This window comes from Streptomyces sp. KPB2 (assembly GCF_003950055.1).
In the GTDB taxonomy this organism is placed as follows: Bacteria; Actinomycetota; Actinomycetes; order Streptomycetales; family Streptomycetaceae; genus Streptomyces; species Streptomyces salinarius.
In genome coordinates, this window is record NZ_CP034353.1 from 919429 (window position 1) to 940396 (window position 20968).

Genomic DNA, 20968 nt, shown 5'->3' on the forward strand with positions numbered 1-20968 from the left:
ACGGGTCAGGCGACGGTGACGTGCACCGGGCCGCCGCCGGGATCGACCCGGTGCGTCCAGCGTGCCGTCAGCGTCAGCGGGCGGTGCGGGACGGCCGCGGTGAGGGGGAACCGCTCGCGGTGCAGGGGGCGGCCGTCCTGGGTGACGTGCAGGACGGGGCGGGGCAGTGGGAGCCGCGTGCGCAGGAGGTACGGGAAGCGGTCGCCCGGGGTGACGCGGTTCGGGGCGATGCGGCGCAGGGGCGGATCGGTGACGAGGGGCACGCCGGTGGGCCAGTGGCGGCCCTGCGGGCCGGGCCCGGTGCCGTCCGTGAGCCAGTCGAGTACCGCGGTCGCGGCGTGCGCGCCCTCGCGGGCCGCCGTGGCCGCGCTCTCGACGGCGTGCAGCACGCTGCCGACCGCGAAGACGCCGGGCCGCGAGGTGCGCAGGGCGCCGTCCACGGCGGGCCCGCGGGTGCCGGGGTCCAGGGCCAGCCCGCCGCGCCGGGCGAGTTCGTGGTCGGGTACGAAGTCGCCGGTGAACACGACGGTGTCGCAGGACAGCGTGGCCGTACGGCCGTCGCGATGGCGTACGCGTACGCCCGACAGGCGGCCGCGGCCGAGGAGTTCGGTGACGGTGGTGCCGGTGAGGACGGGGGTGCGGTGCCGCAGTCGGGCGTCGAGGGTCCGCGCGCGGATGGCGGGGGCCCGGGGTGCCTCCGTGACCAGCGCGACGACCTCCGCTCCGGCGGCCCGTACGGTGCCGGCGGCGGCGTGGGAGACGGCCTCGGCGCCGACGATCACCGCACGCGCGCCGATGTGCTGCCCGTACAGGTGGACCGCCTGCTGGAGTTCGCCGGTGGTGTAGACGCCGGCGGGCCGGGTGCCGGGGACGAGGCGGGCGGCGCGGGGGCGTTCGCGGGCGCCGGTGGCCAGGACGACGGCGCGGGCGGCGAGGGTCTCGGCGCCCCGGGGGCCGACGGTGGTGAGGGTGCGCGGGCCCGCCCAGTCGAGGGCGGTGACGCCGGTGCGCACGTCGGCTCCGGCGCGCTCGGCCGAGACGGCGAGGAGACGGGCGTGGGCCGGGCCGGTCAGCGCGTGCGGCCAGGCGCCGAAGCCTCGGTGCGCGCAGTGCCGGGGCACTCCGCCGGGCGCCTGCTCCCGCTCCAGGACCTCGACGCGGGCGCCGGCCGTCGCGAGCAGGGACGCGGTCGCGAGTCCGGCGGGACCTGCTCCCACCACCAGGACGTCGACCTGTCGGCTTGTCACCGCTGTGCCTCCTCGAACAACGCCCGTACCGCCGCGCCGCAGTAGAAGCCCTGGCAGCGGCCCGCGCGGGCCCGGGTGCGGCGGCGCAGTCCGTCGAGCGAGCGGGGCGGGATCGGGCCGGCGAGGGCGTCGCGGATCTCGCCGCGGGAGACCCGTTCGCAGTGACAGACCAGGGTGCCGTACTCGGGGTCGGCGGCGACGCGGTCCGGCTGCTGGTGGGGACGGGGGAAGGCCTCGCCGAGGTTGGGCATGCGGACCGGTTCGAGCGGGCGCCGGGGGCCGAGGGCGAGGCCGGTGTCCGCGAGGAGACCGGTGACGTGCTCGGCGATGGCGAGGGAGGCGGTGAGGCCGGTGGAGCGGATGCCGCCGACGGTGACATAGCCCTGAGCGGGGTGGGCGGCGATCCGGTAGTCGTCGTGCTCGGTGGCCGCGCGCAGGCCCGCGTAGACGGCGGTGACCTCCTCCTCCAGCAGGGCGGGGAGGATGCGGCGGCCCTGTTCCCGCAGCCTGCGCAGTCCTTCGGCGGTGGAGCCGGTGGCGTGCTTGTCGTCGAGGTCCTCGGCGGTGGGGCCGAGCAGGACGTTGCCGTAGACGGTGGGGGCGACCAGGACGCCCTTGCCGAGGGCGGTGGGGACGGGCAGGAGGATGTGCCGGACGAGGGTGCGGGCGAACTTGTCGTGGACGACGAGCTGACCCCGGCGCGGGGTGACGGTGAAGTCGTCGTGGCCGAGGCTCCGGTCGAGGGTGTCGGCGTGCAGCCCGGCGGCGTTGACGAGCCGGCGGGCGTGCAGCGGTCCGCGCGGGGTGTCGAGCCGGTGGACGCCGTCCGGGTGACCGGCGTGCGCGACGGGCGCGTTGAGGTGCAGGTCGGCTCCGGCGCGGACCGCCTGGACGGCGTACGCCAGGGTCGTCGTCCACGGGCAGATGATGCTCTCGCCGGGCACGTGCAGGGCGCCGAGCGCGCCGGGGCCGAGGTGGGGTTCGCGGGCGTAGAGGTCGGCGGGGCCGAGGAGGCGGGTGTCGTGGCACTCGTTGCGCACGGCCTTCTCGGCGAGGCGGGGCAGGGCGGCGAGCTGCTCCTCGTCCCAGGCGACGAGCAGGGCGCCGACGCGTTCGACGGGGATGCCCGACTCGGCGGCGTACGCGGCGAGTTCGCGGGCGCCCTCGCGCACGAGCCGGGCCTCCAGCGAGCCGGGCACGGCGTCGAAGCCGGTGTGCAGGATGGCGGTGTTGGCCTTGGAGGTGCCCTGCCCGACGTCGTCCTGCGCCTCGACGAGGGCGATCCGCAGCCCCGGGTGGTGCGCGAGCCGCCGGGCGACCGCGCACCCGACGACTCCGGCGCCGACGACCGCCACGTCGTAGGGCTCGACGGGCAGGGTGCCCGACTCGGTGACGGTCATGCCGGGCCCCCGGCAAGCAGCGCGGCGACCGCCGTGCGGAAGTGGCCGCGGCGCTCGCCGGCCTCGTCGGAGGTGATGCGGGGCTCGTACACGGTGGTCGGTCCGGTGTCGGGGAGTGCCTCGGCGAGGGTGAGGGACGGGTCCGCGCCGAGCCGGGCGAGCGCGCCGACGCCGAGCGCGGTGGCGTCCGGCAGAGCGGACACCTCGACCGGGCGTTGCAGCAGGTCGGCCTGGGTCTGCATGAGGAGGGCGGAGCGGGTCAGGCCGCCGTCGACGCGCAGTGCGGTCAGCGGGCCCCCGAGGTCGGCCGCCGCGGCGTCGGCGAGTTCGGCGACCTGGGCGGCGAGGCCCTCGCACAGGGCGCGCACCAGGTGCCCGGGGGTGGTGTCCAGGCCGAGACCGGTGAGCGAGCCGCGCAGGTCCCCGCGCCACCAGGGGGCGGCGAGCCCGGCCAGCGCCGGGACGAAGGTGACGCCGCCGGTGTCGGGGACGGCGGCGCCCACGGGGTCGAGGTCGGCGGCGCCGGTGATGACGCCGAGGTCGGTGAGCCAGCGCACGGCGGAGGCGGCCGTGTACACCTGGCCGTCCAGGCAGTGGTCGGTGTGCCCGCCGAGCCGCCAGGCGACGCAGGCGGCGAGGCCCGAGGCGCCCCGGCGTGGTGTGCCGCCGGTGTGGGCGAGGAGGAACGCGCCGGTGCCGTAGGTGCACTTGGCGGTGCCGGGTTCGGTGACGCGCTGGGCGAGCAGCGCCGCCTGCTGGTCGACGGCGAGGCCGGTGAGCGGGAGTTCGGGTCCGAAGGCCCTCGTCGTGCCGACGTGGGCGGCGTTGTCCACGATGCGCGGGAGCCGTTCGCCGGTCAGCCCGTACAGCTCCAGGGCGCGCTGCGACCACACCGCGCGGTCGAGGTCGAGGAGCTGGGTGCGGGAGGCGGTCGCGGCGTCGGTGACATGGGCGCCGGTGAGGCGGTGGACCAGCCAGGTGTCGGAGGTGGTGACATGACCGGCGCGGGTGAGGTGCCGTCGGATCCAGGCCATTTTCGGTGCGGCGAAGTACGGGTCCAGCGGCAGACCGGTCAGGTGCCGCAACTCGGCCGAGTGGTCGTCCAGTTCGGCGCAGAGTGGTTCCGCCCGGCGGTCCTGCCACACCAGCGCGTCGGTGAGCGGGCGGCCGGTGCCCGGGTCCCAGGCGAGGACCGTCTCGCCCTGGTTGGCCAGACCGAGCGCGCCGACCGGCTCGTCCGCGTCGGCGAGCGCCCGACGCCCGGCGTCGACCACCGAGCCGTACAGCTCCTCCGGGTCCACCTCCACCAGACCGCCGGTCAGGTACCGGGGGCGGACCTCGGCGAATCCGGTGCCGATCACGCCGCGTTCGGGGCAGATCACCAGGGCCTTGGTGCCGGACGTGCCCTGGTCGACGGCGAGCACCGGGTCCGGCATCGCGCACCTCCCGGCTCCGCCGCCGACGGTCTCGGCGATCACTGCGCGCCAGCCTGCCCCCGTGAGCACACTGCGTCAAGTGTGACTGACTGGCAGTCAGCTCTCCCTGGTGGCAACGGATTTGCGTCGGCCGGTCAAAACTGAACAGAGGCGGAACCTCCGCCTCTATAGTGTGCGCCGACCGCTCGACCATCGCACCACCGCCCCCGGGGAGGGCTGTTTGTTACGCCATGCTGCCGTCCGGCCCGTTCCGCTTCCGACAGCGGGCTGGTGATGGCCAGAGACGGAGCACAGCCCGCCTACGACCCCGCCGGCCACGACACGGCGCTGCGTTCCGCCCTGCAGGAGGTGCGGGCCGGGCGCTGGATGTCGATGCGCATCCTGCTGGAGCAGACCGGTTCGTGGTCGCAGTGGACGCGGCGCACCCAGGTGCTGGCCGCCTCGGCGGCCGGTACGGACGTGGTGCGGGCCTGGCTCGCGGAGGAGCCGCGCAGTGTGGCCGCCGCGGTGATGCACGCCCGGGTGGTCGTGGAGCGCGCGCTGCGGGCCCACCGCGAGGACCATCGGCGCACGCGCGAACTGTGGCTGCAGGCCTGGCACGCCTGCGACGCGGCGACGCGGGCCGCGCCCCACGACCCGGTGCCGTGGGTGTGCCTGCTGGCGCTGGCCCGGCTGGACGAGGGGCAGCGCTGGGAGGAGCACCGGCTGGCGCCGCCCGAGCCGATGCTGCCGCCGGGGCCGTGGGGCCTGCTCGCCGAGGCCGGCAAGCGGGACCCGTACAACCGCGAGGCGTACCACCGCATGCTGCAGTTCCTGTATCCGCGCGGCGACTCCGAACGCCTGGCCCAGGCGGCCGGCTTCGCGCACTGGGCGGCGGGCTCGGCGCCGCCCGGCTCGGCGCTGCACATGCTGCCGTTGTACGTACGGGTGGAGCGCTACCGCCGCTCGAGCGCGCGGGAGGCGGCGCTGGATCTGCACTGGGTGGCGGAGGACGCCACCCGTGAGGCGGGGCAGGCGTTCGACTCCTGGTTCACGCTCTGCCCACGGGACGAGCGTTCCCTGCCGGACCTGAACCACCTGGCCCACGCCCTGTGGGGCGCCCTCCGGTTCCGGGAGGCGAACCAGGTGTTCGACGCGCTCGGCCCGTATTGGACGCCGCTGCCCTGGGCCTGCCGGACCCCGGGCGACGGTTCGGCCAGGCGGGCGGTGGAGGTCTTCCTCCAGGCCCGCACCCGCAGCCGCTCGGCCGCCGGCGGCCGGGGGCGTGGCCGCGGCCAGAGACGCGGCCACGCCCGTGACCGTGACCGCCGGCAACCCTGACCCCCACCCTTCCGTCCCCGGAGGCCGTCATGTCCCGCTCTTCCGAACCGTCCGCCACCGACGAGGAACACCGCCTGCGCGAACTCGGGTACCGGCCGGTGCTGGCCCGCCGCATGGGCGGCTTCGGCAACTTCGCGATCAGCTTCTCGGTGATCTCGATCCTGTCCGGCTGCATGACCCTGTACGGCTTCGGCCTGGGCACCGGCGGGCCCGCCGTGATGCTGTGGGGCTGGGCGGGCGTCGGCCTGTTCGTGCTGTGCGTCGGGATGGCGCTGGCGGAGGTCACCAGCGCGTATCCGACGTCGGGCGCGCTGTACTACATGGCCGACCGGCTCGGCGGGCGGCGCTGGGGCTGGTACACCGGCTGGCTGAACCTGCTGGGGCTGCTCGGCGCGATCGCCGGGATCGACTACGGGGCGGCGCTGTTCACCGGCGCGTTCCTGAACCTCCAGTGGGGCTTCGAGCCGACGCCGGAGAAGACGATGCTGATCTTCGTCGTGATCCTGCTCCTGCACGCCACCCTCAACCTCTTCGGCGTACGGCTGGTCAGCGTGCTCAACTCGATCAGCGTGTGGTGGCACCTGGCCGGTGTGGCACTGATCGTCGGCGCGCTGGTGATCGTCCCCGACCACCACCAGTCGCCGTCCTTCGTCTTCACCGAGTTCGTCAACGACACCGGCTGGGAGAACCCGCTGTACGTGGCCGCGATCGGCCTGCTGCTCGCGCAGTACACCTTCTCCGGCTACGACGCCTCCGCCCATCTCTCCGAGGAGACCTCGAACGCCTCGGTGTCGGCGGCGCGCGGCATCGTGCGGGCCATCTGGGTGTCGTGGCTGGCGGGTTTCGTGCTGCTGGCCGGGCTGACCTTCGCCATCCAGGACTACGACGCGACCCGCGACACTGCGACCGGGGTGCCGCCCGCGCAGATCCTCCTCGACGGGCTGGGCACGGACGGCGCGAGCGCGCTGCTCCTGGTCGTGATCGTGGCGCAGTTGTTCTGCGGCAACGCCGAGGTGGCGGCCGCCAGCCGGATGGTGTTCGCGTTCAGCCGGGACGGCGCCCTGCCCGGCTCGTCGCTGTGGCGCAAGGTCTCCGCCCGCACCCAGACCCCGGTGGCCGCGGTGTGGCTGTCGGTGGCGGTGGCCTGCCTGCTGGCGCTGCCGTCCCTGTACTCGGCGACGGCGTACGGCGCGGTGACCGCCATCAACGTCATCGGCATCACCCCGGCGTACGCGATCCCGGTGCTGCTGCGGCTGCGGGCCGGCGACCGGTTCACGCCGGGTCCGTGGAACCTGGGCCGGTGGAGCAGGCCGGTCGGATGGGTCGCGGTGGTGTGGGTGGCGTTGGTCACCGTGCTGTTCTGTCTCCCCCAGTCGTCCCCGGTGACGGTCGACACGATGAACTACGCCGTCGTGGCCCTGGTCGTCGTACTGGTATTGGCCACGGTGTGGTGGTTCGTCGCCCGCCGGTCGTACGGCACCCCGACGACTGCGGCCTACGGCGACGACCGTGAGCAGGAGGAACTGGCCGAGGGCATCGTCTGAAACGCCCCGGTCCGCTCCCCGGCGCGGTACGGAGCACCCCCCGGGATACGGCAGGATGAGCCCTCGCGCCGGTCGAACTGCCTTGCGGTTCCACCGGATCGCGCATCCCCGACATCCCGTGGGCATTCCGTAGACATTCCGTTGGAGGCGGCCGGTGACCGAGGACCTGACCGTGGACCATCTGCTGCCCGCCGGCATCGCGCTGGGCGCGGGCCTGCTGGGCGCGTTCCTGCTGCGCCTGCTGCTGCGCTGGCTGGCGGGTCACGCCGACCGCACCCGCTGGAGCGGCGACGACGTGATCGTGGCCGCGCTGCGCACGGTGGCACCGTGGGCGGCGGTCGCGGGCGGGGTGGCCGGTGCCGCGGCGGCGCTGCCGCTGACCCGGACGGTGCAGCACAGCGTCAACCAGGTGCTGCAGGTGCTGCTGATCTTCGTGGCGACGGTGACGGCGGCCCGGGTCGTCGCCGGTCTGGTACGCACGGTGACGACGTCGCGCTCCGGGGTCGCAGGGTCGGCCACGATCTTCGTCAACATCACCCGGATCCTGGTGCTGGCCATCGGCTTCCTGGTGATGCTGCAGACGCTGGGCGTCTCCATCGCGCCGATGCTCACCGCCCTCGGCGTGGGCGGTCTGGCGGTCGCGCTGGCCCTCCAGGACACGCTGGCCAACCTCTTCGCCGGCATCCACATCCTCGCCTCGAAGACCGTGCAGCCGGGCGACTACATCCAGCTCAGCAGCGGGGAGGAGGGCTACGTCGAGGACATCAACTGGCGCCAGACCACCGTCCGCGAGCTGTCCAACAACCTGGTCGTGATCCCGAACGGCCAGCTCGCGAAGTCGAACATGACCAACTTCATGCGTCCCGAGCAGCGGCTCACGGTCCTGGTCCAGGTCGGGGTGTCCTACGACAGTGACCTGGAGCACGTGGAGCGCGTGACGACCGAGGTGATCGCCGAGGTGATGACCGAGGTCGGCGGCGCGGTGCCGGACCACGAGCCGGCGATCCGGTTCCACACCTTCGGCGACTCGCGGATCGGCTTCACCGTGATCCTGGGCGTGGGCGAGTTCAGCGACCAGTACCGGATCAAGCACGAGTTCATCAAGCGCCTGCACAAGCGCTACCGCGCGGAGGGCATCCGGATCCCGTCGCCCGCGCGGACGGTGGCGCTCCAGCAGGGTGCCGTGGTCCTGCCGCAGCAGCGGACGGGGGAGGACTCCGTACCGCTCGGCTGAACCGGAGGTGGCCGGAATCTCCCGGCCACCCCTGTCGAGCCGGGGTCGATCACGAGATATCTTGATGTCGAGCAATGTTGCAGACGTGGAGCGGAGCACCCGGTGACTGACTCGACCATCATCTATACACACACTGACGAGGCCCCGGCCCTGGCGACGTATTCGTTCCTGCCGGTGGTCCGGGCGTACGCCTCGCAGGCGGGTGTCGCGGTCGAGACCCGCGACATCTCGCTGGCCGGCCGCATCATCGCCCTGTTCCCGGAGTACCTCACCGAGGACCAGCGCATCCCGGACGCCCTCGCGGAGCTCGGCGAGCTGGCCAAGACGCCCGCCGCCAACATCATCAAGCTGCCGAACATCTCGGCGTCCATTCCGCAGCTCAAGGCCGCCATCGCCGAGCTGCAGGGCCAGGGCTACGCGCTGCCGGCCTACCCGGACGACCCGAAGACCGACGAGGAGCGCGACGTCCGCGCCCGCTACGACAAGGTCAAGGGCTCCGCGGTCAACCCGGTCCTGCGCGAGGGCAACTCCGACCGCCGCGCCCCGGCGTCCGTGAAGAACTACGCCAAGACCCACCCGCACCGCATGGGCGCCTGGACCGGCGAGTCGAAGACCAACGTCGCGACCATGGGTGAGAACGACTTCCGTTCCACCGAGAAGTCCGTGGTGATCGCCGAGGACGGCGCCCTGCGGATCGAGCTGGTCGGCGACGACGGCACCACGACGGTGCTGCGCGAGTCGGTACCGGTGAAGAAGGACGAGGTCGTCGACGCCTCCGTGCTGCGCGTCGCCGCGCTGCGCGAGTTCCTCACCGCGCAGGTCGCCCGCGCCAAGGCCGAGGGCGTCCTGTTCTCGGTGCACCTGAAGGCCACGATGATGAAGGTCTCCGACCCGATCATCTTCGGCCACGTGGTCCGCGCCTTCTTCCCGAAGACCTTCGCCCAGTACGGCGACGTCCTCGCCAAGGCCGGCCTCACCCCGAACGACGGTCTGGGCGGCATCTACAAGGGCCTGGAGTCCCTGCCCGAGGGCGCCGAGATCAAGGCGTCCTTCGACGCGGAGCTGGCCGAGGGCCCGGAGCTGGCCATGGTCGACTCCGACAAGGGCATCACCAACCTGCACGTGCCCTCGGACGTCATCGTCGACGCCTCGATGCCGGCCATGATCCGCACTTCCGGCCACATGTGGGGCGCGGACGGCCAGGAGCACGACACGCTCGCCGTCCTCCCGGACTCCTCCTACGCCGGCGTGTACCAGGCCGTCATCGAGGACTGCCGCGCCAACGGCGCCTACGACCCCTCCACCATGGGTTCGGTCCCGAACGTCGGCCTGATGGCGCAGAAGGCCGAGGAGTACGGCAGCCACGACAAGACCTTCGAGATCCCCACCACGGGCACGGTCCGCCTGGTGGACGCCGCGGGCAACGCGGTGCTGGAGCAGACGGTCTCCGCCGGTGACATCTTCCGCGCCTGCCAGACCAAGGACGCGCCGATCCGCGACTGGGTGAAGCTGGCCGTCACCCGCGCCCGCGCCACCGGCGACCCGGCCGTGTTCTGGCTGGACGAGGGCCGCGCGCACGACGCCAACCTGATCGCCAAGGTGAAGGCCTACCTGCCGGAGCACGACACCGAGGGCCTGGACATCCGGATCCTCGACCCGGTCGAGGCGACCAAGCTGTCGGTGGAGCGCATCCGCCGCGGCGAGAACACCATCTCGGTCACCGGCAACGTGCTGCGCGACTACCTGACCGACCTGTTCCCGATCCTGGAGCTGGGCACCAGCGCCAAGATGCTGTCGGTCGTCCCGCTGATGGCGGGCGGCGGCCTGTTCGAGACCGGTGCCGGCGGCTCGGCCCCCAAGCACGTGCAGCAGCTGGTCAAGGAGGACTACCTGCGCTGGGACTCCCTCGGTGAGTTCTTCGCCCTGGTGCCGTCCCTGGAGCAGTACGCCGAGACCACCGGCAACACCAAGGCCAAGGTCCTCGCCGACACCCTCGACCGCGCCACGGCGACCTTCCTCAACGAGGACAAGTCCCCGACCCGTCGCGTCGGCGGCATCGACAACCGCGGCAGCCACTTCTACCTGTCCCTGTACTGGGCGCAGGAGCTGGCCAGGCAGACCGACGACGCGGACCTGGCCAAGGCCTTCGCCCCGCTCGCCGAGACGCTCGCCGCGAGCGAGCAGAAGATCGTCGAGGAGCTGAACGCCGTCCAGGGCAAGCCGGCCGAGATCGGCGGCTACTACCAGCCCGACCCGGCCAAGGCCGCCAAGGTCATGCGCCCGTCGGCCACCTGGAACGAGGCACTGGCGTCCCTCGCCTGATCCTCCCCGGGCCCGCACGGACCCCGGCACCCCGTCTCCGTCCCTCGGAGGCGGGGTGCCGCCGCTCAGGCGGGGTGCCGCCGCTTCACCACTCCCGTGGCGCGATCAGCTCCTCCGGGTCCGCGTCCGCGAAACCGTAGGCCTCGGCGACGAACCGGAAGGCCTCGCCGATCTCCTCCCGGGCCGTGGTCTCGATCTCGCTGCCCGCCTCCTCGAAGGCCGCCTCCAGTTCGTTGAACTCCTCGGTGGCCGCGTGGGTCAGCGCATAGAGCGCCGCCAGGTCGCCCGGCCGGTCCGCCTCCACGCGGGCGCACAGCCGGAGCAGGATGTCGCGGCCCCGGTCCACCACCCGGTCAGGGAAGTAGTCGTCCCCGTACAGTCCGGCCAGAAACCGGTGTGCGGCCACCCGCTGATTGGTGATCGGCATGAAGTCCCCTGTCCTCGCTGCCCGGTACCGTCCCCGTGATCCTGCCGCGCCCCACTGACAACGCCCTCGGAGCCGCCCCGTGACCGACGCCCCGCCCGCCTTCGAACTGCTGCCGGGTGCCCCGCACTCCCCCGTGATCCTCCACGTGCCGCACTCCTCCCGCGCGGTCCCCGCCGACGTCCGGCCCGGCATCGTCCTGTCCGACGCGGAGCTGGAGCGGGAGCTGGACCACATGACCGACTCGCACACGGCCGAGATCGCCGGGCGGGCCGCCGCACTGGCCGGTCTCACGCCGTGGCGGTTCGTGAACCGGGCCTCGCGGCTGGTGGTGGACCCGGAGCGGTTCCCGGACGAGCGGGAGGAGATGACGGCCGTCGGGATGGGCGCCGTGTACACGCGGACCTCGCACCGTGCGGTGCTGCGCCCGGACGGCACCGACCCCGAGCCGCTGATCGAGCGGTACTTCCGGCCGTACGCGCGGGCCATGACCGAGGCGGTGGCCGACCGGCTCGCGGTCACCGGCCGGGCCGTGATCGTCGACGTGCACTCCTACCCGGCCGAGCCGCTCCCCTACGAACTGCACGGCGAGGGCCCCCGCCCGCCGGTCTGCCTGGGCACCGACGACTTCCACACGCCGTCCGGGCTGCTCGCCGCCGCCCGGGACGCGTTCGCCGCGTGCGGGGAGACGGGGCTGGACAGCCCGTTCAGCGGGACGTACGTGCCCCTGGACTTCTACGGCGAGCGGGCCGAGGTCAACGCGCTGATGGTGGAGATCCGCCGGGACACCTACATGACGGAGCCGGGCGGTCCCGCCGGGCCCGGGTTGTCCCGGCTCGCCGAGTCGCTCGCGGCGCTCGTCGACGCCGTGTCGGGCTGAGGAGGGCCGGACCGCCGGTCCGGCCACCACCGGCTGGAGCACTCCCGCGCGACAGCCGGGCGGGGCGCGGCGAGGGTGGGGGGATGACGCAGGAGACCACCACCCTCACCGGCCAGTCGCCGCCCCCGGTACGGGACTGGCCCGCCCTCGACCTGGACGGCCCGGAGTTCGACCCGGTCCTCGCCGACCTGATGCGCGAGGGGCCGCTGACCCGCGTCCGGCTCCCGCACGGCGAGGGCTGGGCCTGGCTGGCCACGCGGTACGACGACGTGAAGGCGATCACGAACGATCCGCGCTTCGGGCGGGCCGAGGTGACCAAACGACAGGTCACCCGCCTCGCCCCGCACTTCAAGCCGCGCCCCGGCTCGCTCGCCTTCGCCGACCAGCCCGACCACAACCGGCTGCGGCGGGCGGTCGCCGGAGCGTTCACCGTGGGCACGGCGAAGCGGCTGCGGCCCCGGGCGCAGGAGATCCTCGACGGTCTGGTCGACGGCGTCCTCGCCGAGGGGCCGCCCGCGGACCTGGTCGAGCGGGTCCTCGAACCCTTCCCGATCACGGTCGTCAGCGAGGTGATGGGCGTGCCGGCCGCCGACCGGGAGCGCGTGCACTCCTGGACCCGGCAGATCATCTCCACCTCCGGCGGCGCCGAGGCCGCCGAGCGCGCGAAGCAGGGCCTGTACGGGTGGATCACCGAGACCGTCCGCGCCCGGGCGGAGAGCGACGGCGACGACGTGTACTCCCTGCTCGGCGCCGCCGTGGGCCGCGGCGAGGTCGGCGAGACGGAGGCCGTGGGGCTGGCCGGGCCGCTGCAGATCGGCGGCGAGGCCGTCACCCACAACGTCGGCCAGATGCTGTACCTGCTGCTGACCCGTCCCGAGCTGATGACGCGGATGCGCGAGCGGCCCGAGGCGCGGGGCACGGCACTGGACGAGCTGCTGCGCTGGATCTCGCACCGCACCTCGGTGGGCCTGGCCCGCATCGCCCTGGAGGACGTCGAGGTGCACGGGGTGCGCATCGCCGCCGGTGACCCGGTGTACGTCTCCTACCTGGCCGCCAACCGCGACCCGGACGTCTTCCCCGACCCGGACCGCATCGACCTGGACCGCGATCCCAACCCGCACCTGGCGTACGGCAACGGGCACCACTTCTGCACGGGGGCCGTGCTCGCCCGGATGCAGACCGAGCTGCTGGTCGACACGCTCCTGGAGCGGCTGCCGGGGCTGCGGCTCGCGGTCCCCGCCGACCAGGTGGCCTGGCGCCGCAAGACCATGATCAGGGGACCGCGCACGCTGCCCTGCACCTGGTAGCGCCGCCGTCGCGCGCTCAGGCCCGCAGCCACTCCGTGACGACCACCTCCCGGCCGGTCCGCAACCGCAGCGCGAACGGTCCGGCGGGCGGGGCGTCGCCGGTGAACCGGCCCATGTCGTCGGCCGTCAGCCGCGCATGGGCCCGGGGGCCGCTCAGCACCTCGATGCCGGCCGGACCCGGCGGCAGCAGCTGGCCGATCAGGCCGTCCGCGGTCACCTCGACGTCGACGGTCAGCCCGTCCGTGCTGAAGGTCAGCATCCGCGGCGGGTCCGCCACCCCCCTGACGGGGATGCCGTCCAGCAGCGAGTCGAAGGTCAGCTCGGCGACGCGGGCGTCCAGGTCGTGCAGGGCGAAGGCGTCGACGGCTACGCGCCGCAGCTCGGCCGGGACCGGGTCCAGGATCGCGGCGGCCTGCCGCAGTTCCTCCTCCAGCAGAGCGTCGTGCGGCTCCGCGTCGCGCTCGTCGTATCCCTCGCGCTCGTCGTACTCGTCGTTCAGATCGCTCATTTCGTCCCCCGTGCCTCCAGCCGGGTCCGCAGCCGGCGCAGACAGCGCTGGCGCATCGGCCCGATGCTGCCCACCGCGATCCCCAGCGCGGCGGACACCTCCTGATAACTGGGCGGTGGCGAGGAGATCAGTACCCGCAGCAACTGACGGCACCGCTCGCCCAGTTCCTCGAACTCCTGCCACAGCAGCCGTACGCGCTCGGTCTGCGCGGCGGCCTCCTCGGAGTCGAGCAGCGACTCCTCCGGCGTACGGTCCTCGCTCGGCCGGTCGAGCAGCTGCGGATCGTCGGTCGGCGTCCATCGCTTCGACGCCTTCAGCAGCTTCAGGCACTCGTTGCGTGCCGTGCTCGCCAGCCAGGAGCCGGTCTTCTCCGGTTCCCGGATCCGCCCCAGGTGCTGGGCGAAGCGGAACCAGGCGGTCTGGTACACCTCGTGGGCGTCGGCGTCGGACAGTCCGTGCGAGCGCGCGACGGACCAGACGAGCGGGCCGAGCCCGTCCACCAGTGACTTCCAGGCCGCCGCGTCCCCGTCGGCCGCCGACTGGACGAGCGCCCCGACATCTGCACGGTCCACGGTCCCACCCCTCGTGTACGACGTGCCATCGTACGCCGTGGAGCAGGTGGTTCCGACCGGCAGCAGGCCGTTCACGACCCGCCGGCCGACGGGTCGACGGGAACCGGGTGCCACGTGGGCGGCAGCAGCGCCGGCACGTGCGCCCCGCGCACTTCCGCGTACTCGGTGGTGGCCGCGAGGAGTTGCCGGCCCGCCGCGCGGGGGTCGGTCTCCTTGTGCGCCGTCATGTGGGAGGCGACCAGGCCCGCGACCACGGGGGTGGCGAAGGAGGTGCCGCTCCACTGCGCGTGCCCCTCGAACATCACCTGGTCCGGCTTGGCGGGCGCCTCCCCCGGCTCGCTCAGCACCCCGTTGTGCCGGGGGGACTGGCAGGTGCAGGCGTAGCGGAAACCGAACCGGCAGGCGTCGTAGGTGGAGTGCTGGTAGACGTACGGCACGGGTGAGGCGAAGCCGGTCAGGGGGCCGGTGAGGCGCTCGCCGGGGGCGTAGGCCCGCACCCAGCCGCCGTGGTTGCTGAAGCAGGCGCCGAACTCGCCGTCGGAGCGCAGTGCCCCGATCGACAGCACCGAGTCCTCCCAGCCGGGCAGGGTGGCGTAGGCGGCGGGCCAGAAGGGCGTCGCGCTGGCGTTGTTGCCCGCGGCGGCGACCAGCAGGGTGCGCTGATCGCGGAGTTCCTCCATGAAGCCGTGCACGCCGAGCAGTCCGTCGGTGCGGCCGTTTGAGGTGCCGGCGGAGAGGCTGAGGACTTCGGGCCAGCCGTCACGGTCGACGGCCTCGAAGAGCTTCTCGCCGAGTTCGGACTCCAGGATCGCGCCCGCGTCGTTGAGGGTGTTGCGGACGGTCACGTCGGTGTTGGGCGCGACGGCGGCGACGAGCCCGGCGATGAAGGTGCCGTGTCCGACGTACTGGCACAGGACGCCGTCGTCGTCGCACTCCCTGATCTGGGCGTCGCCGTCGGTGTGGGCCAGCAGCGGGTAGGACCGGTAGTCGTGCATGAGGCCGGTGTCGATGACGAGGACGCCGACGGCGGTCCCGGCGTCGTACGGCGTTCCGTCGGGGGCCGGGTTGGGCGGCTCGCTCAGCGGGACGGGCACCGGTTCGTCGCCGGGGCAGGCGTTGACGGCGATGGAGACGACGTGGTTGCGGCTGATCAGCCGGCGGCCCGCACGGCCCTCCGTGGTCCTGAGGGAGCGCAGGGCGTGGGCGACGGTGGGGTCGCCCTCACCCGCGCCCTGGCCGGGGTCGGCGACCTGGATGCGGGTGATGCCGGTGCGGTTGGTCTCGGGGCTCGCCCGGCGCACGTGGTCGGGCGTCAGGCCGGACATGGCGGTGAAGTGGTCGCGCACGGTGTCCTCGACGAGGCGGGCCTCCTCGCCGTCGCGGGCGAGGACGACGCCCTTCTCGTAGAAGAACTCGGCGGAGTCGTCGGGCCCCATCGCCAGCGGGACGTCGGGCATCGAGCGCTGGATCTGGTCGAACTGCTCGCGGAATCGCTGTGGTGCCATGCTTGTCCTCCACTGGGTCGGTGGCGGTGACGACGTTCGAAGCCGCGGTCGTGACCGCGAACGTGACCACGGTGGTGGCAGCGGTCGTCAATCAGAGTCCCGGGGCGGCCGATTGATACAGACTCGAACCTGTGTGGCGTGGTTCCGGAGCACTACCATCCGTGGGGTGACAGCGCGAAACGACTCGGTTCTCGAACTGCTGCCGATGGTGTTCGCCGCCCCGGGCGAAGCGCTGGCGCGGGCGGAGGAGTTGCTGGGCGCCGATCCCTCGCCGCTGCACGCCTCGGTCGCTCATCAGGTGATCGGCATCTGGCAGCGGGACTTCGGCGACACCCGGCGGGCCCTGGCGCATCTGCGGCGCGCCCGCGACCTGGCCGCCCGTGCGGACTCGGCCGAGCGGGAGGCGGACGTCCTGGCCACGCTCGGGGTCGCGCTGGTGCACGCCGGGCGTACGCGGGCGGGGCTGGCCGCGTTCGAGCAGGGGGTCGCGCGCGGGAGCGGTCATACGCGCGCGCGAGTGCTGTACCGGCGGGCGTACGTGTGGTGGGTGCTGGGCCGGCACGGCGAGGCGCTGGAGGATGTGCGGCGGGCGATCCCGGTGCTGCGGCAGGCCGACGACGTGATCTGGACGGCGCGGGCGCTGACGCTGCGGGCGACCGTGCACCTGGCGCTGGGCTCGGTGGAGCGGGCGGACGCCGACTTCACCGCGGCGGAGGCGCTGTGGGACACCACGGGCCAGGAGCACGACAAGGCCGACGCGGTGGAGAGCCGGGGCCTCGCGGCGTTCCGGTCGGGCGACGTGCCGGCGGCGCTGCGTCTCCTCGACGAGGCGGAGGAGCGGTACGCGAAGCTGGGCACGCCGACGTTCATGCTGACCATCCGGCGTTGCGAGGTGCTGATGGCTGCGGGGCTCGCGACGGAGGCGCTGGCGGAGGCGGACGGGGCGATCGCGGTGCTGGAGGGGATCGGCGGGCAGTCCACCCGCAGGGCCGAGCTGCTGCTGGTGGCCGCGCGGGCGGCCCGGCTGGCGGGCGAGCCGCAGACGTCGCTCGCGCGCGCGGCGGTCGCCGTGCGGCTGTTCGCCGGGCAGCGGCGCACCTGGTACGAGACGCACGCCCGGCTGGTGCTGATCGAGGCGCGGGTCGCCACGGGGCGGGTGTCGGGCCGGCTGGTCGCGGACGCGGCGACGGTGGCGGAGCGGCTGGCGGCGTTCGGTGCGCCCGCCGCGCCGGAGGCCTCGCTCCTCGCGGGCCGGATCGCGCTGGACCTCGGCTGGACGGCCGACGCGGAACGGCATCTCGCGGTGGCCGCGCGCAGCCGGCACAGCGGGCCGCCGCTGGCGCGGATGACGGGCTGGGCGGCACAGGCGCTGCGGGCGCGGGCGGCGGGGTCGGCGCGGGGTGTGCTGGAGGCCTGCCGGCGGGGTCTCGACGTCCTCGACGACCACCGGATGACGCTGGGCGCCTCGGAGCTGCGGGCCCGGGCCACGGCGCAGGGCGCGGAACTGGCGGCGCTGGCGCAGCGGGCGTCGCTGGTCTCGGGCGGGCCGCGGCGGCTGCTGGGCTGGAGCGAGCGCTGGCGGGCGACGGTGCTGTCGGCGCCGCCGACCCGGCCGCCGGCCGATCCGGTGCTGCTGACCGCCATGACGGCGTTCCGGGAGCTGGCCGCCCGCGCGGAGGAGACCCGCTCGGACGGCGGCCGTCCGGCGCCCGCGCTGGAGCGCGAACAGCGGCGCCTGGAGCGGGAGATCCGCTCCCGCACCCTGCACATGCGGGGCGAGGCGCCCGGCGACGGTGACCGGTTCGACGTGGGACGGCTGCTGCGCCGGCTGGGCGACGAGGTGCGGCTGGTGGAGCTGGCGGTGCTCGACGGGCGCGTGCACGTGCTGCTGTGCGGGCAGGGGCGGGTGCGGCGGTTCGAGGCCGGGCTGCTGGCCGAGGCGGAGGCGGAGGCGGAGCACGTGCAGGCGGGGCTGCGACGGCTGGCCCATCCCGGCGCCGAGGCGCGGCTGCCGCTGGTGGAGGCGGCCGGCGCCCGGCTGCAGCACCTGCTGCTGGGGCCGGCCGCGGCGCACCTCGGGTCGGGTCCGGTCGTCGTGGTCCCGCCGGGCCGTCTGCATCGCGTGCCGTGGTCCCTGCTGCCCGTCCTGCGCGAACGGGTCCTGAGCGTGTCGCCGTCGGCGAGCAGTTGGCTGCGCGCGCGGGACACCGCCGCCCCGCCCGGCGGCCGCCAGGTCCTGGTCCGCGGCCCCGGCCTGGCGAGCGGCGGCGCCGAGATCCCGGAACTCGCGGAACGGTACGGGGCGGCGCGGACAGCGCATGACGGCGCGGGGCGGCACCGGCCGCCCGGACGCGGGTACGGCATCCCGCCCGGGTCGGTCGCCGGCGCCCCGCCCGGGCACGGGCTTCCGCCCGGACGCGGGTACAGCGACCCGCCCGGGCGCGGGCACGGTCTCCCTCCCGGGGCAGCCGCCGGCGTCCCGGAGACCCGGGCGTCCGACACCGGCATCCACGCCGGGGCGACCGACCGGGGGGACCGGTCCGGGCTGCCCGACACCGGTTCCCGGACGGAGACGGCTGACGACGGCCCCCGGCCCGGGACGACCGGCCCCGGAAGCCGAACCACGGCTCCCACCCGAGCGACCCCGCCCCGACTCCCCGACGACCACACCCGGCCGGGGGCGTCCGAGCCCGAGACCCAACCCGGGAAGACCGACCGCGAGGCCCGGCCCCCGGCGCCGGGCGGCGGAATCGCCACCCCGGCGGCAGGTGATGGGGCCCCGCTTGCGACGGGCGGCCCGGGGAGCGCGGGCGCAGTGGGTGGCGACGAGGTCCGGGGGCCTGGAGCACGGGTGGCAGCGGAGGGGGCGGACGGTCGTCTCCCGCCGGCCCGTGCGGCGCAGTCCCCCGGCGGCCCGGCGCCGCGCGGTGGGCCCACCGTGCTGGAGGGGGACGAGGCGCGGGTGCCGAGGGTGCTGCGGGAGCTGGACGGGGCCGCGCTGGCGCACATCGCGGCGCACGGGACCTTCCGGGCGGACAGCCCCTTGTTCTCCTCGCTGCGGATGGCGGACGGGCCGCTCATCGTGCACGACTTCGAGCGCCTGGACCGCAGCCCGTACCGGATCATCCTGCCCTGCTGCGACACCGCGCGCTTCGCGTCGGTCGGCGCCGACGAACTGCTCGGCCTCGTCACCGCGCTGCTGCCGCTGGGCACGGCCGGTGTGGTGGCGTGCACCGCTCCGGTCAACGACGCCGCCGCGGTGCCCCTGATGCTCGCGCTGCACAAGGGCCTGGACGCCGGGCTGTCCTTGGCGGAGGCGTTGCGCGACGCGCGCGCCTCGCTGCCGGGCGACGCGGTGCACCAGGCGACGGGGTGGGCCTTCACCGCGTTCGGGGCGGCCTGAGACCGACAACCGCCCGGTCAGGCGGTCAGCGGCTCGGGCAGTTCCATCAGCCAGGGCAGGGCGCCGCGGTCGCCCGCGCCCAGACGCGTGTAGGCGCCGTAGAGGTGGTTGCCGACGGTACGGACGGACAGGGTGAGCCGCTCCGCGATCTGGCGGTTGCTCAGTCCCGCGGCGGCGAGGGTGACGATCTGCCGCTGACGGGCGGTGAGTTCGCCGAGCACCAGGCCGGACAGCGCGGGGGTGCGGGCGCCCTGGCAGCGCCGGGCGAGAGCGGCGGCACGGGTCCGGGCGGTGCGGGCGGCCCGGGGGTCGCGGTGGGCGCGTACCGCCTGGGCGTTGGCCTCGGCCGCGAAGAGCAGGAAGCCGCGCCTCTCCAGTTCCCCGGCGGCCCGGTCGAGCGCCGGCCCGTCCCGGCGCGCGAGGGCGTCGGCGTGGGCGGCGAAGACACCGGTCAGCCGGCCGGTCGCCCACTCGGGCGCGCCGAACCGGACGGCGTCGTACGGGTCTTCCGCGGCGGCCGCCCGGACCGCCTCGTCGAGGTCGCCGCGTGCGGCGGCGGCCCAGGCCGCGCAGGCACCCGCCGTACCACTGCCGACCGCCGGCTCGGCGCCCGACTGTGCGACGGCCAGGGCGAGTTCGCTGCGGCAGGCCGCGTCGTCGTCCCCGGCCCGCAGCCCCTCGCGGGCCCAGGCCGCCGCGTCGCGCAACCGACCGCGCAGCCGTGCGTACCGGGCCCGCAGCGCCGCGTACGGGGCCGGCAGCGGCGCTCCCTCGGCGGCCAGCCAGTCCCCCACCGGTGTCTCGACGGGCCGTACGTCCGCCTGCTCGATGCGCAGGGCGAGGACGGCCCGCTCCGCCTCCAGGGCGGGCCCGGTCCGGTCGGGGGTGCGGGCCAGGCGCCGGGCCCGCAGCCGGCCCGCGGCGGCGCGCAGGACCGGGCCGTGCAGCGGGTGCGCGAGACGGGCGGCGCCGTGGTCGTCGACGGTGACCAGGCCCTCGGCCTCCAGGTTCTCCAGGGCCCGCAGGTCGATGTCGTCCCGGCCCAGGTCCAGGGGCAGCGGTTCGGCGAAGGCGAGGCGGTCGAGGGTCTCCCGCTCCTCCGCACGGTCGCGGACGCGGTCGAGGACCCGGGCGGTGCGCTCGCGGACCGCCCGGGTGACCGGCACGGGCCCCCGCCAGGCGCGCCGGTCCGTGCCCGGCACCGGCACCAGCAGTCCCTCCTCGCGCACGGCGGTCAGGAGTTCGCGCAGCAGTCGCAGGTCCCCCCGGCTCAGCCGGTGCAGGCGGTCGACGGTGAGCGGTTCCAGGCCGATGCCGGCGCCGGCCGTGAGGAGTTCCGCGGTCTCCTCGCGGGGCAGCGGTTCCAGGGCGAGGCGCGGCAGCAGTTCCCCGGACCACAGCCGGGCCACCGCGTCCGGTACGGGGGCGCCGTCGGTCGCGACGACCAGGAGGCGGGTGCGCCCGTGCACGGCGAGCTGGTGCAGGAGGGCGGCGGAGGAGTCGTCGAGCAGGTGTGCGTCGTCGACCAGCAGCAGCCGTACGCCGGACAGGAGGTGGACCGCGCGGTGCAGGGTGACGGTCTCCGGGAGCAGGTGGGCGAAGGCGGCGAAGGGGATGTCCCGGGTCTCGGGTGTCCCGGCGGCCCGGGCGTGGTCCGTGCCGCGCACGGCCTCCGTCACGAGCCTGGTCTTGCCCGATCCGGCCGGTCCGGTCACCACGAGGCCGCCCCGTCCGGCCGCCACGGACCTGCGTACCAGCTCCAGTTCGTCCGCCCGCCCGGTGAACGGCCAGGGGGCGTCGGGTGCCGTCGCGTCCGGCGGAGAAGTCGTCACAGTCGTCACGGGAACATGAGTCGGCCTACTCATC

General features: G+C 74.6%; 15 protein-coding genes. 7 read left to right on the plus strand and 8 right to left on the minus strand.

Annotation, left to right across the window (positions count from 1 at the left end; all coding sequences use genetic code 11):
- Positions 1–5 precede the first annotated feature (5 nt).
- Genes D1J63_RS04050 through D1J63_RS04060 form a run of 3 tightly spaced genes read right to left on the minus strand, consistent with a single transcriptional unit; the run spans position 6 to position 4083 of the window.
- Complete coding sequence (locus D1J63_RS04050) at positions 6–1247, minus strand: NAD(P)/FAD-dependent oxidoreductase (protein ID WP_125627755.1); 1242 nt, start codon at positions 1245–1247, stop codon at positions 6–8.
- On the minus strand, positions 1244–2647 hold the full coding sequence (locus D1J63_RS04055; RefSeq protein ID WP_125627756.1) for an NAD(P)/FAD-dependent oxidoreductase: 1404 nt from the start codon (positions 2645–2647) through the stop codon (positions 1244–1246). The genes D1J63_RS04050 and D1J63_RS04055 overlap by 4 nt, the downstream gene beginning before the upstream one ends.
- Complete coding sequence (locus D1J63_RS04060) at positions 2644–4083, minus strand: FGGY family carbohydrate kinase (protein WP_125635183.1); 1440 nt, start codon at positions 4081–4083, stop codon at positions 2644–2646. Before D1J63_RS04060 ends, D1J63_RS04055 begins: the two co-directional genes overlap by 4 nt.
- A gap of 273 nt (positions 4084–4356) precedes the next feature.
- On the opposite strand from D1J63_RS04060, the gene D1J63_RS04065 reads away from it, so the two are divergent.
- The 4 genes from D1J63_RS04065 to D1J63_RS04080 all read left to right on the plus strand — a co-directional run bounded on the left by D1J63_RS04065 (position 4357) and on the right by D1J63_RS04080 (position 10503).
- A complete protein-coding gene (locus D1J63_RS04065; RefSeq protein WP_125635185.1) occupies positions 4357–5403 on the plus strand; it encodes a hypothetical protein in 1047 nt (348 codons plus the stop codon).
- 29 nt (positions 5404–5432) lie between these two features.
- Positions 5433–6947: an amino acid permease gene (locus D1J63_RS04070; RefSeq protein ID WP_125627757.1), complete on the plus strand. Its 1515-nt coding sequence runs from the start codon at positions 5433–5435 to the stop codon at positions 6945–6947.
- A 154-nt stretch (positions 6948–7101) separates the two neighbouring features.
- On the plus strand, positions 7102–8181 hold the full coding sequence (locus tag D1J63_RS04075; RefSeq protein WP_164712711.1) for a mechanosensitive ion channel family protein: 1080 nt from the start codon (positions 7102–7104) through the stop codon (positions 8179–8181).
- Positions 8182–8283: 102 nt separating this feature from the next.
- Positions 8284–10503: an NADP-dependent isocitrate dehydrogenase gene (locus D1J63_RS04080; protein WP_125627758.1), complete on the plus strand. Its 2220-nt coding sequence runs from the start codon at positions 8284–8286 to the stop codon at positions 10501–10503.
- A gap of 85 nt (positions 10504–10588) precedes the next feature.
- Here D1J63_RS04080 and D1J63_RS04085 read toward each other — a convergent pair whose 3' ends face one another.
- On the minus strand, positions 10589–10930 hold the full coding sequence (locus tag D1J63_RS04085; RefSeq protein ID WP_125627759.1) for a DUF5713 family protein: 342 nt from the start codon (positions 10928–10930) through the stop codon (positions 10589–10591).
- A gap of 79 nt (positions 10931–11009) precedes the next feature.
- Between D1J63_RS04085 and D1J63_RS04090 the strand changes: the two genes are divergently transcribed.
- Together D1J63_RS04090 and D1J63_RS04095 are read left to right on the plus strand one after the other, a co-directional pair.
- On the plus strand, positions 11010–11807 hold the full coding sequence (locus D1J63_RS04090) for an N-formylglutamate amidohydrolase (RefSeq protein ID WP_125627760.1): 798 nt from the start codon (positions 11010–11012) through the stop codon (positions 11805–11807).
- 83 nt (positions 11808–11890) lie between these two features.
- Positions 11891–13114 (plus strand): cytochrome P450, encoded by a 1224-nt coding sequence (locus tag D1J63_RS04095; RefSeq protein WP_125627761.1) that lies wholly within the window; start codon positions 11891–11893, stop codon positions 13112–13114.
- A gap of 16 nt (positions 13115–13130) precedes the next feature.
- Here the strand turns inward: D1J63_RS04095 and D1J63_RS04100 are convergent, their stop codons facing one another.
- The 3 genes from D1J63_RS04100 to D1J63_RS04110 all read right to left on the minus strand — a co-directional run bounded on the left by D1J63_RS04100 (position 13131) and on the right by D1J63_RS04110 (position 15699).
- Positions 13131–13622, minus strand: coding sequence for a hypothetical protein (locus D1J63_RS04100; protein ID WP_125627762.1), 492 nt, complete (start codon positions 13620–13622; stop codon positions 13131–13133).
- Positions 13619–14194, minus strand: coding sequence for a sigma-70 family RNA polymerase sigma factor (locus D1J63_RS04105; RefSeq protein ID WP_102931992.1), 576 nt, complete (start codon positions 14192–14194; stop codon positions 13619–13621). Before D1J63_RS04105 ends, D1J63_RS04100 begins: the two co-directional genes overlap by 4 nt.
- A gap of 71 nt (positions 14195–14265) precedes the next feature.
- A complete protein-coding gene (locus D1J63_RS04110) occupies positions 14266–15699 on the minus strand; it encodes a S8/S53 family peptidase (protein WP_125627763.1) in 1434 nt (477 codons plus the stop codon).
- Positions 15700–15904: 205 nt separating this feature from the next.
- Between D1J63_RS04110 and D1J63_RS04115 the strand changes: the two genes are divergently transcribed.
- The gene (locus D1J63_RS04115) at positions 15905–19102 is read left to right on the plus strand and encodes a CHAT domain-containing protein (RefSeq protein WP_232249256.1); all 3198 of its coding nucleotides are present in this window, start codon (positions 15905–15907) and stop codon (positions 19100–19102) included.
- A 17-nt stretch (positions 19103–19119) separates the two neighbouring features.
- On the opposite strand, the gene D1J63_RS04120 is transcribed toward D1J63_RS04115, so the two are convergent.
- Positions 19120–20967 (minus strand): LuxR family transcriptional regulator, encoded by a 1848-nt coding sequence (locus D1J63_RS04120; protein WP_125627764.1) that lies wholly within the window; start codon positions 20965–20967, stop codon positions 19120–19122.
- Position 20968 lies beyond the last annotated feature (1 nt).

What these genes read in the sequence shown, in the direction of transcription:
- D1J63_RS04055 (WP_125627756.1), bottom strand. Translation starts at nt 2,647, where the DNA reads ATGACCGTCACCGAGTCGGGCACCCTGCCCGTCGAGCCCTACGACGTG.
- D1J63_RS04070 (WP_125627757.1), top strand. Translation starts at nt 5,433, where the DNA reads ATGTCCCGCTCTTCCGAACCGTCCGCCACCGACGAGGAACACCGCCTG.
- D1J63_RS04100 (WP_125627762.1), bottom strand. Translation starts at nt 13,622, where the DNA reads ATGAGCGATCTGAACGACGAGTACGACGAGCGCGAGGGATACGACGAG.
- D1J63_RS04110 (WP_125627763.1), bottom strand. Translation starts at nt 15,699, where the DNA reads ATGGCACCACAGCGATTCCGCGAGCAGTTCGACCAGATCCAGCGCTCG.
- D1J63_RS04065 (WP_125635185.1), top strand. Translation starts at nt 4,357, where the DNA reads ATGGCCAGAGACGGAGCACAGCCCGCCTACGACCCCGCCGGCCACGAC.
- D1J63_RS04120 (WP_125627764.1), bottom strand. Translation starts at nt 20,967, where the DNA reads ATGAGTAGGCCGACTCATGTTCCCGTGACGACTGTGACGACTTCTCCG.
- D1J63_RS04060 (WP_125635183.1), bottom strand. Translation starts at nt 4,083, where the DNA reads ATGCCGGACCCGGTGCTCGCCGTCGACCAGGGCACGTCCGGCACCAAG.
- D1J63_RS04095 (WP_125627761.1), top strand. Translation starts at nt 11,891, where the DNA reads ATGACGCAGGAGACCACCACCCTCACCGGCCAGTCGCCGCCCCCGGTA.
- D1J63_RS04115 (WP_232249256.1), top strand. Translation starts at nt 15,905, where the DNA reads ATGGTGTTCGCCGCCCCGGGCGAAGCGCTGGCGCGGGCGGAGGAGTTG.
- D1J63_RS04085 (WP_125627759.1), bottom strand. Translation starts at nt 10,930, where the DNA reads ATGCCGATCACCAATCAGCGGGTGGCCGCACACCGGTTTCTGGCCGGA.